This window comes from Halorussus sp. AFM4, assembly GCF_051194995.1.
Classification (GTDB): Archaea; Halobacteriota; Halobacteria; order Halobacteriales; family Haladaptataceae; genus Halorussus.
Map to the genome: position 1 here is coordinate 158,761 of NZ_JBNTJT010000004.1, position 15,972 is coordinate 174,732.

The 15,972-nt window shown below is 70.7% G+C and carries 12 protein-coding genes; 9 read left to right on the forward strand and 3 right to left on the reverse strand.

Features of this window, described 5'->3' with window-relative positions:
* Positions 1-58: 58 nt before the first annotated feature.
* Together ACQUQF_RS18175 and ACQUQF_RS18180 are read left to right on the forward strand one after the other, a co-directional pair.
* The gene (locus tag ACQUQF_RS18175; RefSeq protein WP_435180545.1) at positions 59-2,128 is read left to right on the forward strand and encodes an alpha-glucuronidase family glycosyl hydrolase; all 2,070 of its coding nucleotides are present in this window, start codon (positions 59-61) and stop codon (positions 2,126-2,128) included.
* Between the two features lie 46 nt (positions 2,129-2,174).
* Complete coding sequence (locus ACQUQF_RS18180) at positions 2,175-2,411, forward strand: hypothetical protein (protein ID WP_435180546.1); 237 nt, start codon at positions 2,175-2,177, stop codon at positions 2,409-2,411.
* A 28-nt stretch (positions 2,412-2,439) separates the two neighbouring features.
* Here ACQUQF_RS18180 and ACQUQF_RS18185 read toward each other — a convergent pair whose 3' ends face one another.
* The gene (locus ACQUQF_RS18185) at positions 2,440-3,348 is read right to left on the reverse strand and encodes a HEAT repeat domain-containing protein (RefSeq protein ID WP_435180547.1); all 909 of its coding nucleotides are present in this window, start codon (positions 3,346-3,348) and stop codon (positions 2,440-2,442) included.
* A gap of 48 nt (positions 3,349-3,396) precedes the next feature.
* On the reverse strand, positions 3,397-4,389 hold the full coding sequence (locus ACQUQF_RS18190) for an aldo/keto reductase (RefSeq protein WP_435180548.1): 993 nt from the start codon (positions 4,387-4,389) through the stop codon (positions 3,397-3,399).
* A gap of 133 nt (positions 4,390-4,522) precedes the next feature.
* On the opposite strand from ACQUQF_RS18190, the gene ACQUQF_RS18195 reads away from it, so the two are divergent.
* From ACQUQF_RS18195 to ACQUQF_RS18205, 3 genes are all read left to right on the forward strand, one after another.
* Positions 4,523-5,632, forward strand: a complete 1,110-nt coding sequence (locus tag ACQUQF_RS18195) for a Gfo/Idh/MocA family protein (protein WP_435180549.1) — start codon at positions 4,523-4,525, stop codon at positions 5,630-5,632.
* Between the two features lie 118 nt (positions 5,633-5,750).
* Positions 5,751-7,982 carry a glycoside hydrolase family 3 N-terminal domain-containing protein gene (locus ACQUQF_RS18200; protein WP_435180550.1) on the forward strand — a complete coding sequence of 744 codons (2,232 nt, stop codon included), beginning with the start codon at positions 5,751-5,753 and terminating at the stop codon, positions 7,980-7,982.
* A 96-nt stretch (positions 7,983-8,078) separates the two neighbouring features.
* Entirely contained in the window at positions 8,079-9,533 is a 1,455-nt protein-coding gene (locus ACQUQF_RS18205; protein WP_435180551.1) for an ATP-binding protein, read from the forward strand.
* A gap of 194 nt (positions 9,534-9,727) precedes the next feature.
* Here the strand turns inward: ACQUQF_RS18205 and ACQUQF_RS18210 are convergent, their stop codons facing one another.
* Positions 9,728-11,170 (reverse strand): aldehyde dehydrogenase family protein, encoded by a 1,443-nt coding sequence (locus ACQUQF_RS18210; RefSeq protein WP_435180552.1) that lies wholly within the window; start codon positions 11,168-11,170, stop codon positions 9,728-9,730.
* Positions 11,171-11,302: 132 nt separating this feature from the next.
* On the opposite strand from ACQUQF_RS18210, the gene gfo6 reads away from it, so the two are divergent.
* From gfo6 to ACQUQF_RS18230, 4 genes are all read left to right on the forward strand, one after another.
* Positions 11,303-12,406 (forward strand): D-xylose 1-dehydrogenase Gfo6, encoded by a 1,104-nt coding sequence (gene gfo6, locus ACQUQF_RS18215; RefSeq protein ID WP_435180553.1) that lies wholly within the window; start codon positions 11,303-11,305, stop codon positions 12,404-12,406.
* 138 nt (positions 12,407-12,544) lie between these two features.
* The gene (locus ACQUQF_RS18220; RefSeq protein ID WP_435180554.1) at positions 12,545-13,783 is read left to right on the forward strand and encodes a mandelate racemase/muconate lactonizing enzyme family protein; all 1,239 of its coding nucleotides are present in this window, start codon (positions 12,545-12,547) and stop codon (positions 13,781-13,783) included.
* Between the two features lie 137 nt (positions 13,784-13,920).
* On the forward strand, positions 13,921-14,700 hold the full coding sequence (locus ACQUQF_RS18225) for an SDR family NAD(P)-dependent oxidoreductase (protein WP_435180555.1): 780 nt from the start codon (positions 13,921-13,923) through the stop codon (positions 14,698-14,700).
* Positions 14,701-14,924: 224 nt separating this feature from the next.
* Positions 14,925-15,968: a zinc-dependent alcohol dehydrogenase gene (locus ACQUQF_RS18230; RefSeq protein ID WP_435180556.1), complete on the forward strand. Its 1,044-nt coding sequence runs from the start codon at positions 14,925-14,927 to the stop codon at positions 15,966-15,968.
* Positions 15,969-15,972: the final 4 nt, after the last annotated feature.

Consider the following 15,972-nt stretch of genomic DNA (forward strand, 5'->3'; position numbering starts at 1 on the left):
GGTGTGAGGCGACGAACATAACTCTTTTCCGGGCCGGCGACGCGCCGGGCATACGTCGATGAACGAGTACGACGACTGCTGGCTCCGGTACGACCCGGTCGCGGACGACGAGCGCCGCGACGCCTACCGGCGGCGATGCGCGCACGCGTACGTCGCGGAGAAGGCCCCCGAACTCGCCGCGGTCCGCGACGAACTCCGGCGGGCGCTCCCCGACCTGCTCGGCGAGGAACCGCACCTCTGGCAGCACCCGCCCGAGACCGTCGAGGGGTTCCTCGCCGTGGGCACCCCCGACGACATGGCGATGATCGCCGAGTCGGTCCCGGTCGAAGCGGTCGAATCGCTCGCCGACGGGGGCTACCTCCTCCGGTCGGCGACGTGGAACGGCGCGGACTGCCTCGTCGTGACCGCCCCGACCGACCGGGGCCTGGTGTACGGCACCTTCCGGCTCCTGGGGCTGCTGAGCGCGGGCGCCCTGGTCGACGACCTGGACGTCCGCGAGGAGCCCGCCCACGCCCACCGGCTCATCGACCACTGGGACACCCCGTTCCGCCGGTCGGTCGAGCGCGGCTACGGCGGCGAGTCCATCTTCGACTTCGAGCGGCTCCCCGACCTCCGGGAGCGCTACGAGGACTACGCCCGCCTCCTCGCGTCGGTCGGCGTCAACGGCGTCGTCCTCAACAACGTCAACACGACCAAGCCGCCCCGGGCGAGCGCCAACGAGGCGTTCGACGCGTTCGAGGGGTGGCAGCTGCTCGAATCCCGCCGGCTCGAGGACCTCACCGGCCTCGCGTCGGTGTTCAGGCGCTACGGCATCCGGACCTACCTCTCGGTCAACTTCGCGGCGCCGATGCTGGTCGGGGACCTCGACACCGCCGACCCGCTCGACGAGGACGTCCGGGCGTGGTGGCGCCGGAAGGCCGACGAGGTGTACGACCTGATCCCCGACTTCGGCGGCTTCCTGGTCAAGGCCGACTCGGAGGGCCAGGCCGGCCCCTACGACTACGGTCGCGACCACGTCGACGGCGCGAACGCCATCGCGCAGGCGCTGGAACCCCACGGCGGCCGGGTCTGGTGGCGCGCCTTCGTCTACGGCTCCCACGAGGACCGGGCGGTCCAGGCCTACGAGACGTTCGAGCCGCTCGACGGCGAGTTCGCCGACAACGTCACCGTCCAGGTCAAGAACGGCCCGATCGACTTCCAGCCCCGCGAGCCGGTATCGACGCTGTTCGGCGCGATGCCGGAGACCGACCTGGCCCTGGAGCTCCAGATCACCGGGGAGTACACCGGCCAGGGCGTCCACGCGACCTACCACCTCCCGATGTGGAAGGAGGTGTTCGAGTTCGACACCCGCACCGACGGCGAGGGGACGCCCGTGAAGTCGCTGTTCCGCGGCGACGGCGAGGGGATCGTCGGGGTCGGCAGCGTCGGCGAGGACCACAGTTGGACCGGCCACTACCTCGCGCAGGCGAACCTCTACGCCTTCGGCCGGGCGGCGTGGGACCCCGACCTGTCGGTCGAGGGAGCCACCGAGGAGTGGGCCCGCCGGACGTTCGGCGCCGACGAGGCGGTCGTCGACACCGTCACCGAGATACTCCGCGCCTCCTACGAGGCCAACGTCGACTACACTACCGGCGGCCTCGGACTGATGCACATGATGCACAACGGCGAGGAGTACCTGGAGAACCACTACTACCCCTCGCCCGGCGAGTGGCCCGGTTACCACGGCGCGACCGCGGACGGCGTCGGCGTCGACCGTACTTCCAGCGGGAGCGGCTACGCCGCCCAGTACCGAGACCCGGTGGCCGAGCGCTACGAGTCGGTCGAGACCTGCCCCGATGAGCTGCTGCTGTTCTTCCACCACCTGCCGTGGGGCCACGAGCTCGCCGACGGGACCACCGTGATCCAGCGGCTCTACGACAACTGCTTCGCGGGCGTCGCGGAGGTCGAGCGCCTCCGGGAGCTGTGGAACGACCTGGAAGGGAAGGTCGACGACCGGCGCCACCGCCACGTCGCTCGGCGCTTCGACGAGCAGCTCGCGCAGGCCGAGCGGTGGTGCGAGGCGCTCACCGACTACTTCTACGAGCACTCGGGCATCCCCGACGAGCACGGTCGTGTGCCGGCCGAGTAGCGTCGGCACCACTAGGTTTTTGACGCGCGTCTGCCGACTACACGATATGTCGAAGACGTCGGCGCTGCTTGACCTGGTCTGCGCCCAGCGCAGGCAGATGCGGGTGATCATCGGCGTGCTGGCCGCGATGGGCTTCCTCCTCGCGCTCTCGATCCCGTTCGTCGGCCCGGGCGACCGGGTGTACCCCATCCTCATCATCGACATCGTGCTCGTGGTCGGGCTGTTCGCCCTCTTCAGCGGGGCCTACTGGTACTGCACGAAGCGCGCGATGGACGACGACTGACTCCGCTGCGACAGGAGAGCGGCTCTTTCTACGACGCGTCCGCGAGGAAGTCGGCCGTCTCGGCCGCGAGCTCCCGGACGTCCTCGTCGTCGTCGGCCTCCGCGACCCGCCGGAGGTCGGGCACCGCCGCGTCGTCGCCGAGGTGGCCCAGCGCCCGCACCGCGCGCGCACGCACGACGGTTCTGTCGTGGTCGAGGCACTCGGTCAGCCGGTCGCTCGCCGGCGCGACGACCTCGGGGTCGGCCTTCGCCAGTTCGCCGAGCGCGTCGACCGCGCCGCCCGCGACGCCCGGGTCCACGTCGTCGAGCAGCGCGACGAGGCCCTCCGCCGCGTCGAACGCCGCCTCGGGCTCCTCCTCGGTGACCGCGACCGCGACGTTGACCAGCGTGCGCCGGCCGGACGTCCGGCGCTTGCGCTCGCCCTCCACGTGCTCCGCGATGGTGCGCCGGGTCACCCGGTCGTCGACGAGGTCGCCGACGTCCTCTGGTTCGGGGTCGGGTTCGGTGTCCCGGATCGCCTCGGCCAGTCGGCTCGCGTACGGCGCGACGAGGTCGGGCCGCGCGACCACGAGCTTCCCCAGGGCGGTCGCGGCGGTCAGCTGGACGTCGACGACCTCGGCGTCTGCCGCGCTGACCAGGCCGGCCACCCGTCCCTCCATCGCCGCCGGGTCCTCGCCGGCCACTTCGTCGAGGACCGCGATGGCCCGCAGCGCGATCGCGGCGTTGTCGTCGTCGGCCAGCGCGGCGACGTCGTCGAGGTACGGGCGCACGGCGTCGACGTCCGCCTCGGCGAGGGTCTCGCAGACGTCGACGCCCGTCTGTTTCACCAGCGGGCTCGACGATGCGAGCGCGGCCCGCACCTCGGCCTCGTCGACGTCGTCCGGGCTGACCGACTCGGGGTCGGTTCCGTCGAGCGGCTCCGACGAATCAGTGGTCATGGACGTACGATGCGGTCCGTCCGGTAAATACGTGGGGGTCGGCGGCGCTCACCAGCGGTGGTGGACGTGCTCGTAGACGTGCTCCTCGTAGACGTCCCGGACCCCGCCGCGGGTCTCGTGGGAGAGCGGCGGGAGGTCGGCGGCCGCGACGTTCTCCCGGACGTGGGCGGGCGTCGTCGACCCCGGAATCACCGTGCTCACCGCGTCGTGGTCGAGGATCCACCGGAGCGCGAACTGGGCCATCGTGGCGTCCTCGGGGACGTACTCCCGGAGGTCCGCGACCGCCGCCAGTCCCGCCTCGAACGGGACGCCCGCGAACGTCTCGCCGCCCTTGGTGCCCACGCCCGCGTCGACGCCCTCCTCGGCGGCCGCGCGCCGGTGGTCGCCCTCCGCGAGGTCCGCGACATCGTCGAACGCGTCGGCCAGCAGCCCGGAGGCCAGGGGTACGCGCACGATGAGCCCGACGTCGCGGCGGGCCGCCTCCTCGAAGAACAGCTCGTTCGGGCGCTGGCGGAGCGGGTTGAAGATGAACTGCACCGACTCGACCACCGGGTACTCGATGGCCTTCAGGGCCTCCTCGACCGTCTCGACGCTGACTCCGGCGTGGCGGATCTCGCCCTCGGCCTTGAGTCGTTCGAGCGCGTCGAACACCTCGGGGTCGTAGAACGCCTCGGTGTCGGGGCAGTGGAGCTGGACCAGGTCGAGCGCGTCGACCCCGAGCCGGTCCTTCGAGCCGGCGACCGACTCGGCCAGCCCCTCGGCGGAGTGGCCGCCGTCGGGGTCGGGCGCGGCCTTGGTCGCGACGTAGATCCGCTCGCCGGGGTCCTCGTCGGCCAGCACCTCGCCGATGATGCGCTCGGCCCGGCCGTCGCCGTACACTTCGGCGGTGTCGAGGAAGTTGACGCCGGCGTCCAGCGCCGTCCGCACGGCCTCGCCGGCCTCCTCGTCGCTCACGTCGCCCCAAGCCGGGCCCACGTTCCACGTCCCGAGACCGATCTCGGTGACCTCGAATCCCGTGCTGCCGAGTGTTCGCTTCTCCATACCGACGCCGACGGAGCGCGGCGTCAAAAAACTCCCTCCGGCGGCAGTTCCCTCCGACGGAATCCCGGTTGGCGGAACCCCGGCGGCAACAGAAAGATTATGACACGGGTGTCCAAACCGGGGAGCCACACCGATGGACACGCACACCGTAGCGATAATCGGAACCGGCCCCGACCCGGAGAACCCGACCGTCGACGGCTTCGCGATGGGGTACAGGCACGCCGAGGCGTACGCCAACCACGACCGGTGCCGGCTGGTCGCCTGCGCCGACATCGTCCCGGAGAACGCCGAGGCGTTCGCCGAGACGTTCGACCTCCCGCCGGAGAACGTCTTCGAGGACCACCGCGAGATGCTCCGGGCGGTCGCGCCCGACGCGGTCAGCGTGGCGGTCCCGCCCGAGGTCCACCCGGACGTCGTCGTCGACTGCGCGCGCAGCGAGGGGGTCGCGGCCGTCCACTGCGAGAAGCCGATGGCCTACACCTGGGCCGGCGCCCGGCGGATGGTCGAGGAGTGCCGGGACCGCGGCGTCCAGCTGACGTTCAACCGCCAGCGCCGGTTCGGCCGGCCGTTCACCGAGGCCGAGCGCCTGCTCGACGAGGGGGCGATCGGCGACCTCGAACGGGTCGAGATCGGCTGGGGCGACTTCTACGACACCGGCGCCCACACGGTCGACCTCGCGGGGATGTTCAACGACGACCGTCCGGCCGAGTGGATCATCGCCGGCCTCGACTACCGCGAGGAGGACGTCCGGTTCGGCGTCCACCAGGAGAACCAGATGTGGGCCCAGTGGCGCTACGAGAACGGCGTCCACGGCTGCGTCTCGACCGGCGAGGGGTCGGACTTCGTCGGGGCCGCGCTCCTGCTCCGGGGCCGGGACGGCGCGCTCCGCATCGACGCCGACGGCGGCCCGATGCTCGAACTCGAACAGGACGGCGCCCGACACCCCGTCGACGTCGACGGCGAGACGATGCACCACACGCCCGACGAGGACGGCCGGTTCGGCTCGCGGTTCCACGACCGGGCGGTCGCGGAGGTCGTCGACGCGCTGGAGACCGGCCGGGAGTCGGTGCTGTCGGGCCGGCGCGGGCTCAACACCGCCGAGATACTGTTCGGCGGCTACGAGTCGGTCCGCCGGCGCGGCCGGGTCGACTTCCCGCTGGAGATCGACGGCAACCCCCTCGAGGAGATGGTCGAGTCGGGCGCGCTCGCGCCGACGCCGCCGGCCGAGGCCGACCGATCGTAACGCCCGCTCCCTCCCCTTCCGTCCGCTCTCGCCGCAGAATCTCGCCGCGTGAGCCCCGCGGACGCCGCGTCACTGCGAGCAAATGATTTATTATGCTACGAGTAAAGGTGTGCGAACAATGCACGAGGACGAGGAGCCGACGTACCTGCGGTCCGACGCGCCGACCGCCGAGCGCGTCGACGACCTGCTCGGACGGATGACCGACGCCGAGAAGGCCGGCCAGCTGGTCGGCACGTGGCTGGGGAACCTCGACTTCGCCGCCAACGAGTTCGAGGACGTCGCCGACGCGGTCCGGGACCACCACCTCGGGGTGGCCGCCCCGTTCGGCTGGGCGGGCTCGCCCGCCAAGCGGGTCGACGAGGTGGTCGCGGCCGCCAACGACCTCCAGCGGGTGGCCACCGAGGAGACCCGGCTGGGGATTCCGCTGCTGCTGAACGTCGACGCGGTCCACGGCCACGCCTACGTCGCGGGGGCGACCGTGTTCCCGAACGGGCTGGGCGCCGCGGCGACCTGGGACCCCGCGGCGGTCGAGGACGCCGCGAGTATCACGGCGACCGAGGTGCGCCGGACCGGCGCCCACCAGAACTACGCGCCGACCTGCGACGTCGGCCGCGAGCCCCGGTGGGGCCGCATCTTCGAGACGTTCGGCGAGAGCCCCCGGCTCTGCGCCGAGCTGGCCGCCGCGAAGGTCCGGGGCTACCAGGGCGACGGGCTCGGCGACCCCGACGCGGTCGTCGCCACCGCGAAGCACTTCCCGGCGTACGGCGAGCCCGAGCGCGGCGAGGACGCCTCGCCGGTCGACGTCTCGGAGTACAGGCTCCGGAACGTGTTCGTCCCGCCGTTCGAGGCCGCGCTCGACGCGGGCGTCGAGTCGGTGATGCCCTCGTACAACTCCATCGACGGCGAACCGATGCACGGGTCGCGGTACTTCCTGACCGACCTGCTGCGGGACGAACTGGGCTTCGACGGCCACGTGGTCTCGGACTGGGCGGGCGTCCGCCACCTCCACGACGACCACGGGACCGCCGCCGACCACCGCGACGGCATCCGGCAGGCCCGCGAGGCGGGCCTCGACGTCGAGTCGGTCGGCCACGTCGAGCACGCCGCGCACCTGACCGACTTGCTGGAGTCCGGCGACCTCGACGCCGACGTCGTCGACGATGCGGTCCGACGCGTCCTCCGGCTCAAGTTCGAGCTCGGCCTGTTCGAGGACCCGTACGTCGACATGGACCACGCCCGCGAGACGCTGGCCTGCGACGAGCACCGCCGGACCGCTCGCGACGTCGCCCGCGACAGCATGACGCTGCTGAAGAACGACGGGCTCCTCCCGCTGTCGGGCGACGAGGACGTGTTCGTGGGCGGCCCGAACGCCGACGACCTGGTCCACCAGCTCGGCGGCTGGAGCGTCACCGAACCGACCGACGTCCCCGGCCCGACGGTGCTCGAAGCCGTCCGGGACCGCGCCGGGGGGACCGTTACCCACGAGCAGGGGACGACGCTCAACGAGGAGCTCGACGTCGACGCCGCAGTGGCGAAAGCCCGCGAGGCCGACGTCGCGGTGCTCGCGCTCGGCGAGGGCTGGTACCTCCACGAGTTCGGCCCGTCGGTCCAGGCGGGAATCGAGACCGGCGAGTGGCCGACCCGGTCGGAACTCGGGCTCTCCGACGCCCAGCGGGAGCTGGTCCGGCGGGTCCACGAGACCGGGACGCCCGTGGTCGGCGTCCTGATCACCGGCCGACCCCTCGCGGTCGACTGGCTGGACCGCAACGTTCCGGCAATCCTCATGGCCTACTACCCCGGGACCGAGGGCGGCGCCGCGGTCGCCGAGACGCTGTTCGGCGACAACGACCCCAGCGGCCGGCTCCCGGTGTCGGTGCCGCGGTCCGCGGCCGACCTCCCCCAGCACTTCGACCACCTCGCGCACCCCACGCCCATCGGCGACGACGAGCACCCCGACTCCTACGACCCGCTGTACGAGTTCGGCCACGGGCTGAGCTACACCGAGTTCGAGTACGGCGACCTCACCGTCTCGACCCCGGAGGTCGCGCCCGAGGGCGACGTCGCGGTCGCCGTCGACGTGTCGAACACCGGCGAGCGCGCCGGCACCGAGACGGTCCAGGTGTACGCCCGCCAGGAGACCAGCTCCCGGGTCCGGCCCGTCCGGACGCTGGTCGGGTTCGACCGCGTCGACCTGGCGCCCGGCGAGTCCGCGACCGTCGAGCTCTCGCTCCCTGCCGAGCGGTTCGGCTTCTACAAGCCGCGGACCGGCCGCGTCGTCGAGCCCGGGACCTACCGCGTCCTGGTCGGCGACCGGGCGGCCTCGTTCGAGGTGGTCCCGGCCTCGGAGTAGCACTCACGCCAGGTCACGATTCCCGATGTTACGTTCACCGACGAACGCGCGGAACGATGCGCGAATGATTTTGCAGCTGCTACCTCCCGTACGGGTATGATAACGCAGGACGACACCCCGAACGCGGTGCTCGCGGTCGACGGCGACGCCGACAGACGCGCCGCGGCCGTCGACGCACTCGGCGACGACGGGTTCTCGGTCGAGTCGGCCGAGACCTGCGAGGGCGCGCGCTCGGCGCTGGCCGACCGGCGCTACGACTGCGTCGTCACCCGGGCGGAACTGCCCGACGGCGACTACCGGGACGTGCTCGCGGCGGTCCAGGCGTCCGACCGGACGGCGCCCGTGGTCGTCTGCTCCGACGACGTCGGCGTCGCCGAAGCGCTCGACGCGGGCGCGGCCGACCACGTCGGCACCTCAGAGACGGCCGACCTGGTCGCGCGGGTCCGCCGGGTCGTCGACGATCACCGATCCCGGCGGGAGCTCGAGCGCGACAGCAGCATGCTCAACTCGTTTCTGGCCTCCATCCCCATCTCGGTCTACTTCAAGGACGAGCGGGGGCGCCACGTCCGGGTCAGCGACAGCATCGTCGGCAGCGACGCCGACCGGCCCATCACGAACGAGGAGGGGAAGGTCCACCGGTCGGCCGCGGACGTCCTCGGCAAGACCGACTTCGACCTCTACCGCACCGAGGCCGCGGTCGAGGCGACCGCCGACGAGCGTCACGTGATGGCGACCGAGTCGCCCATCCTCGACAAGACCGAGAGCTACGCGGTCGAGGGGCTCGACACCGTCGCCGAGCACGGCTGGCACGGCTACTCCTCGACGTCGAAGGCGCCGTGGTACGACGCCGACGGGAACCTGGCGGGCACCGTCGGCATCACGCTCGACATCACCGAGCGCAAGAAGTACGAGCAGCGGCTGGAGCGCCAGAACGAGCGGCTCCAGCAGTTCGCGAGCCTCCTCTCGCACGGCCTGCGCTACCCGCTCACCGTCGCGCGGGGCAACCTCGACCTCGTCGCCGGCGACGTCGACCGCGAGCGGCTCGACGCCGTCGAGACCAGCCTCGACCGGATCGAGGCGCTGGTCGGGGACATCCTCGACCTCGTCCGGTACGGCGCGACCGTCGACGACGCCGCGGACGTCGACCTGGAGGCGGTCGCGACCGACGCGTGGGAGGCGGTCGACACCGCCGACATGGCGCTCGACGTCGAATCGACGTCGTCGATACAGGCCGACCGGCCCCGCCTGCGCCGGCTCTTCGAGGACCTGTTCCGGAACGCCCGGGAGCACGCCGGCCCCGACGTCACCGTCACGGTCGGCGCGACGGAGACGGGGTTCTCCGTCGCCGACGACGGGCCCGGCGTCCCCGAAGACGACCGCGACCGGGTGTTCGAGCGGGGGTTCTCGACCGCCGACGGCGGCACCGGGTTCGGGCTCACGATCGTCCGCCAGATCGCCGAGGCCCACGACTGGTCGGTCGCGGTCGACGAGAGCGAGTCGGGCGGCGCCCGCTTCGAGTTCGTCTGCGTCGGCATCGACGCGGTCGCGTAGCCGCGTCCGGGACGCCGTCGCTGCAGATCACCAGGTCTCGCAGGACTGTTTCTCGGAACTACTGTCGCGCTGGACACCCGAACGCGCAGAAGTGGGACAGACGCTGTCGGGTCGCCGGACCGGCCGTCACGCCGGCGGGGAACCGGCGTACCTGTGCGGCGACCGACTGGGACTCCGTAACCGTCGACTCGGACTCAGTAGCTGTCGTACACCGTCTTCTCGATGGTGTAGAACTCCAGGCCCTCGTCGCCCTGCTCGCGCCAGGTCTCGCTCGACGAGCGCTTGAACCCGCCGAACGGGACGTGGAGCTCCAGCCCGGTGGTCTTGGCGTTGACCTTCGCGACGCCGGCCTCGATCTCGTCGACGAACCGGTTGGCCTCGGTGTGGTCGTCGGTGACGACGCTGGCCGAGAGGCCGTAGTCGACGTCGTTGGCCACGTCGAGCGCCTCCTCGAAGTCGCCGACCTCGATGACCGCGACGACCGGGCCGAACACCTCCTCCTGGGCGATGCGCATGTCGCTGTCGACGTCGGTGAAGACGGTCGGCTCGACGAAGTAGCCCGACTCGGTCTCGGCCGACTCGGGGGTGCCGCCGCCGGCCGCGAGGGTCGCGCCCTCGTCCTGCGCAATCTCGATGTAGTCGAGGGTGGACTCGAGCTCGTCGGCGCTGACCTGCGGGCCCATCTCGTGGTCGAGGCCGGGGCCGATGTCGACGGACTCGGCGCGGTCGACGAGCTCGTCGACGAACTCGTCGTAGACGTCCTCGTGGACGACGGCCCGCGAGCAGGCGGTGCAGGACTGGCCGGTGGTGCCGAACCCGCCGTTCGCGACGATGTCGGCCGCCTCCGCGGGGTCGGCCGAGGCGCTCACGACGGTCGGGTTCTTGCCGCCGAGCTCGGTCTGGACGCGCTTGCCGGCGTCGGTCGCCTGGTCGTACACCATCTGGCCGACCTCGCTGGAGCCGGTGAACGAGACGGCGTCGACCGCCTCGTACTCGATGAACTCGGTGCCGACCGTGCTGCCGGGGCCGGTGACGACGTTGAGCGCGCCGGCGGGCAGGCCGGCCTCGTCGAGCGCCTTCGCGAGCTCGACCGCGGGGCCGGGAGCGACCGACGCCGGCTTGAGGACGACGGTGTTGCCGGCGGCCAGCGCGGGCGCGAGCTTCCAGGCCGGAATGGCGATGGGGTAGTTCCACGGAGTGATGAGCGCGGCGACCCCCACCGGCTCCTTCACCGTGTAGAGGTGCTGGTCGCCCGCGCTCGGGCCCTTGACGGTGCCGCCGAGGTCGGCGGCCTTCCCCGCGAAGTAGTGGAAGATGTCGATGGCGCGCTGGACCTCGCCGCTGGCCTCGGCGTACGCCTTGCCCTCCTCGGCGACGAGCTGTTCGGTCAGCCCCTCCTTGCGCTCGGCCAGCCAGTTGCCGGCCGCCCGCAGGACGCGACCCCGCTCGGGGCCGGGCGTGGCGGCCCACTCGTCCTGTGCGGCGGCCGCGGCCTCGACGGCCTCGGTCGCGTCGGCCCGGCTCGACTGCTGGTAGCTCGCGACGACCTCGCTCGGGTCGGCGGGGTTCTCGACCTCGACGGTGTCGCCGGTCTCGGATTCGACCCACTCACCGTTCACGTAGTTCTTCTCCGTCATCGCCTACAAGTACCGAAGCCTTCCATACCACTTTTTCGGTCGCGCGAAGATTCGACTCCACCTCCCCGCGGTCCGCTGCACGTCCCGCACCGGTCCACTACACTTTTGCCGGTCGGCCCGGACCACGCGAGTATGGCAGTCGACGACTACCTGCGCAGCGTCCGGCGGCGAGACTGGGAGGAACTCGAGGACGGCACCCTGCGGATCGCGATGGTCGGGCTCGGCTGGTGGACCCGCGAGCAGGCCATCCCCGCGGTCGACGACTCGAAGTTCTGCGAGACGACCGTCGCGGTCAGCTCCAGCCGCGAGAAGGCCGAGTCGGTCGCCGACGAGGCAGAGACCGATACCATCACCGCCGCCGTCACGTACGACGAGTTCGTCGACGGCGCCGCGACCGACGAGTACGACGCGGCGTACGTCTGCACCCCGAACGCCTACCACCTGCCGTACGCGGAGGCGGCCGCCGACCACGGCAAGGCCGTGCTCTGCGAGAAGCCGGTGGAGGCGACGGTCGACCGGGCCGAGGAGCTGGTCGCGGCGGTCGAGGGCGCGGGCGCCCCCCTGATGGTGGCCTACCGGATGCAGACCGACCCGCAGGTCCGCCGGATGCGCGAACTCGTCCGCGACGGCGCGATCGGCGACCCGGTCGCGGTCCACGGCCACATGGGCCAGCAGATGCTCGACGTGGTCTCGGGCGACCCCGACCAGTGGCGGCTCGACCCCAAGCTCGCGGGCTACGGCGCGACCGTGATGGACCTGGGCATCTACCCGCTGAACACCGCGCGGTTCGTGCTCGACGCCGACCCGACGAGCGTCACCGCCCAGATGCACTCCGAGGACGAGGCGTTCAGGAAGGTGCCCGACCAGCACGCCGCCTTCACCATCGAGTTCGACGACGGGACGTACGCCGCCTGCACCGCGAGCCAGCACGCCCACCTCTCGGGCCACTTCCGGATCGTCGGCACTGAGGGCGAACTGATCCTGGAGCCGTCGTTCCTCGGCCAGACGCCCCAGACGCTCCGGCTCCGACAGCCGGACGGCCGCGAGGTCGAGATCGACGACGGCCGCCGGGACCTGATGGGCGACGAGATGACCGAGGAGTTCGACTACTTCGCCGACCGCGTCCTCCGGGAGGTCGCGCCGTCGCCCGACGGCGAGCACGCGCTGGTCGACATGCGCGCGCTCGGAGCTATCTACGAGGCGGCCGAGACCGGCGAGACGGTCGCAGTGGAGTAGTCGGCGGGGCCTGGTCCGCGAGTCGGCGAGTCGTTCGCGGTCGAGCCCGCCCTCCGAGCCGGGCCGAGCGCCGGAACGCCCCGAGACCGCCCGACAATCCCAACCTTTACTATCCACTCTGGGAATATCTCGCACGCAATGGTTGACCACGCGAAGCTCCGCGACCCGAACGCGGAGTATACGATGCGTGACCTGTCGGGCGAGACGATGGGTCTCACCAGCGAGCGCGGCGGCGTGCGGGACGCCGAGATCACCGACGTCCAGACGACGATGGTCGACGGCAACTACCCCTGGATCCTGGTCCAGGTCTACACCGACGCCGGCGTCACCGGCATCGGCGAGTCCTACTGGGGCGGGGGCGACGCCGAGATCATCGAACGGATGAAGCCGTTCGTGGTCGGCGAGAACCCGCTGGACATCGACCGGCTCTACGAGCACATGATCCAGAAGATGTCGGGCGAGGGCTCGATCTCCGGGAAGGTCATCTCGGCCATCTCGGGCGTCGAGATCGCGCTCCACGACGCCGCCGGGAAGCTGCTCGGCGTCCCCGCCTACCAGCTCGTCGGCGGGAAGTACCGCGACGAGGTCCGCATCTACTGCGACCTCCACACCGAGGACGAGGCCGACCCCCAGGCCTGCGCCGAGGAGGGCGTCCGCGTCGTCGAGGAGCTGGGCTACGACGCCATCAAGTTCGACCTCGACGTGCCGTCGGGCCACGAGAAGGACCGCGCGAACCGCCACCTCCGCAACCCCGAGATCGACCACAAGGTCGAGATCGTCGAGAACGTCACCGAGCGCGTGGGCGACCGGGCCGACGTCGCGTTCGACTGCCACTGGTCGTTCTCGGCGGGCAGCGCAAAGCGACTCGCCCGGAAGCTCGAGGAGTACGACGTCTGGTGGCTCGAGGACCCCGTCCCGCCGGAGAACCACGACGTCCAGGCCAACGTCACCCAGTCCACGACGACCCCCATCGCGGTCGGCGAGAACGTCTACCGCAAGCACGGCCAGCGCACGCTGCTCGAGCCACAGGCGGTCGACATCATCGCGCCCGACCTGCCCCGGGTCGGCGGGATGCGCGAGACCCGCAAGATCGCCGACCTCGCCGAGATGTACTACATCCCGGTGGCGATGCACAACGTCTCCTCGCCGGTCGGCACCATGGCCTCCGCGCAGGTCGCCGCGGCCATCCCGAACTCGCTGGCGGTCGAGTACCACTCCTACCAGCTGGGCTGGTGGGAGGACCTCGTCGAGGAGGACGACCTCATCCGGGAGGGCCGGATGGAGATCCCGGAGGAGCCGGGTCTCGGCCTGACGCTCGACTACGACGCGGTCGCGGAGCACATGGTCGAGGGCGAAGAGTTGTTCGACGAAGCCTGAACCGACGTCGCCGAGTACGGCGTACGGGCGATCTGGAAGTAGACGTCGAACTTGCTCCGTCGCTCGCGTGGGCGGCGAGGCGGACGCCGCCCCCGCGGGACCGACACACTGACGTTGTTAGCCAGTGACCTAGCGGTATGTCCGAGTCAGCTTCGACCGGTCTGGTAACGGTCGAGGGAAAGCGTGCGGTCGTCATCGGCGGCACGAGCGGAATCGGTCGCGCCATCGCGCTCGCGTTCGCCGAGGACGGGGCGGACGTCGTCGCGTCGAGTCGAACGCGGGAGGCCGTCGAAGCGGTCGCCGACGAAATTCGGAATCGCGGCGCCGAGACGACCGAACGGACCTGTGACGTGACCGACCGGGAGTCGCTGGTCGCGCTCCGGGACGAGACCGTCGACGCCCTCGGCGGCGTCGATACCTTGGTCGTCTCGTCCGGGGCGGTCGCGAGAGAGTCGCTCCGGACAGTTTCGGACGAGGAGTGGAACCGCGTGCTCGACGTGCAGCTGACCGGAACGCACCGCGCCTGTCAGGTGTTCGCGCCGGCCATCGATGAGGGAAGCATCGTCACCGTCTCGTCGATGGCGCCGCTGCGGACGATGCCCGACCTCGCCGCCTACACCGCCGCGAAGGGCGGCGTCGACGCGTACACGCGCGCCGCAGCGAAGGAACTCGGCCCGGAGATTCGCGTGAACGCCATCCGGCCCGGGTTCTTCCTGACGCCCCAGACGGAGGACGCTTACGCGAAGGGGTCGCCGCGCCGGAACGGAGTCCAGCGGAAAACCGAGGTCGGCCGCATCGGTCGTCCAGAGGAACTGGCCGGAGCGGCGATATATCTCGCCAGCGACTCCGCCTCGTACACAACAGGCGAGACTCTCACCGTCGACGGCGGCTTCTCTAACAACGCGTTCCAGGACTAACAACGCGTTCCAGGAGTGAGCCGACCCGAACGAGGTAGTTCGCCGTCGAGACGAGGACAGCGACACCCGACCGAGCAACCCGGTACAAGTCTCGGAAAGAGAAGTATTCGACCGGGGAGTTCACAGCAGGTGGAGAAGGGACGTAGAGCCGTTCGAAATCTGGACGAAGTGTGACTGTTCGACAGCCCCCGAATTTTATAGTTGACGAGAGCGAGGCACGAAACGTGAAGGGTTTGACAAAGACGAGGCGCGAGCACGGCTCCATGGAACTCCGCGAGTACGAGGTCCCGGAACCAGGTCCGGACGAGGCGCTCGTCGAAGTCGACTACGCCGGGCTCTGCGGCAGCGATGCGGGGATATACGAGTTCGAGAGCGCGTTCGAACGGATGGACCTCCCCACCGTCATCGGCCACGAGTACACCGGCCGGGTCGTCGAAACCGGTGACCTGGTCACGGAGTTTTCCGTCGGCGACCGGGTCGTCGAGCAACCGATACGGGGCTGCGGAACCTGTTACCAGTGTAAGTCCGGCAACGAGAACGTCTGTCAGAACGCGGTTATCACCGGCGTCGATCACGACGGTGCGTTCGCGGGCTACACGACCGTCCCCGAATCGGCGCTCCACGCCGTGCCCGACGACCTCGAACCGCGACGCGCCGCGATAGTCGAGCCGACGAGCATCGCGACCCGGGCCGTAATCCACAACTCGGTCGTTCGGCCTGCCGACCGCGTGCTGGTCGCCGGCCCCGGACCGATAGGACTGCTCACTGCTCAGGTCGCAGACGCCCAAGGCGGGGACGTACTCGTCGCAGGCGTCGCGCAGGACGCGGACTACCGACTGCCGCTCGCGGAGGAACTCGGGTTCGAGACCGTCGACGTCGAGACCGAGGACACCGACGAGGTCTTCGACGAACAGACCGACGGCATCGGGTTCGACGTGGTCTTCGACACGACCGGCCACCCGTCCGGGCTCCAGCTGTCGGTCGACGCCGTGCGCAAGGGCGGTCAGATAGTTCTCGTCGGTCAGACCGGCGAGACGACGATGCCGTACTCCCCGTTGGTGCGCTCCGAAATCGACCTCCAGTGTTCGTACGCGTCGATGTGGGAGGACTTCGAGCGCGCGCTGCGCCTGCTTGACGACGGCACCATCGACTTCGAGACGTTCGTCGACACGCGGTTCTCGATTCTCGATGCCGACGAGGCGTTCGAAGCGTTCCTCTCCGGTGAGACGTGCAAGGCGATATTCGACGTCTCCGAGTGTCGTGACTGAGTCG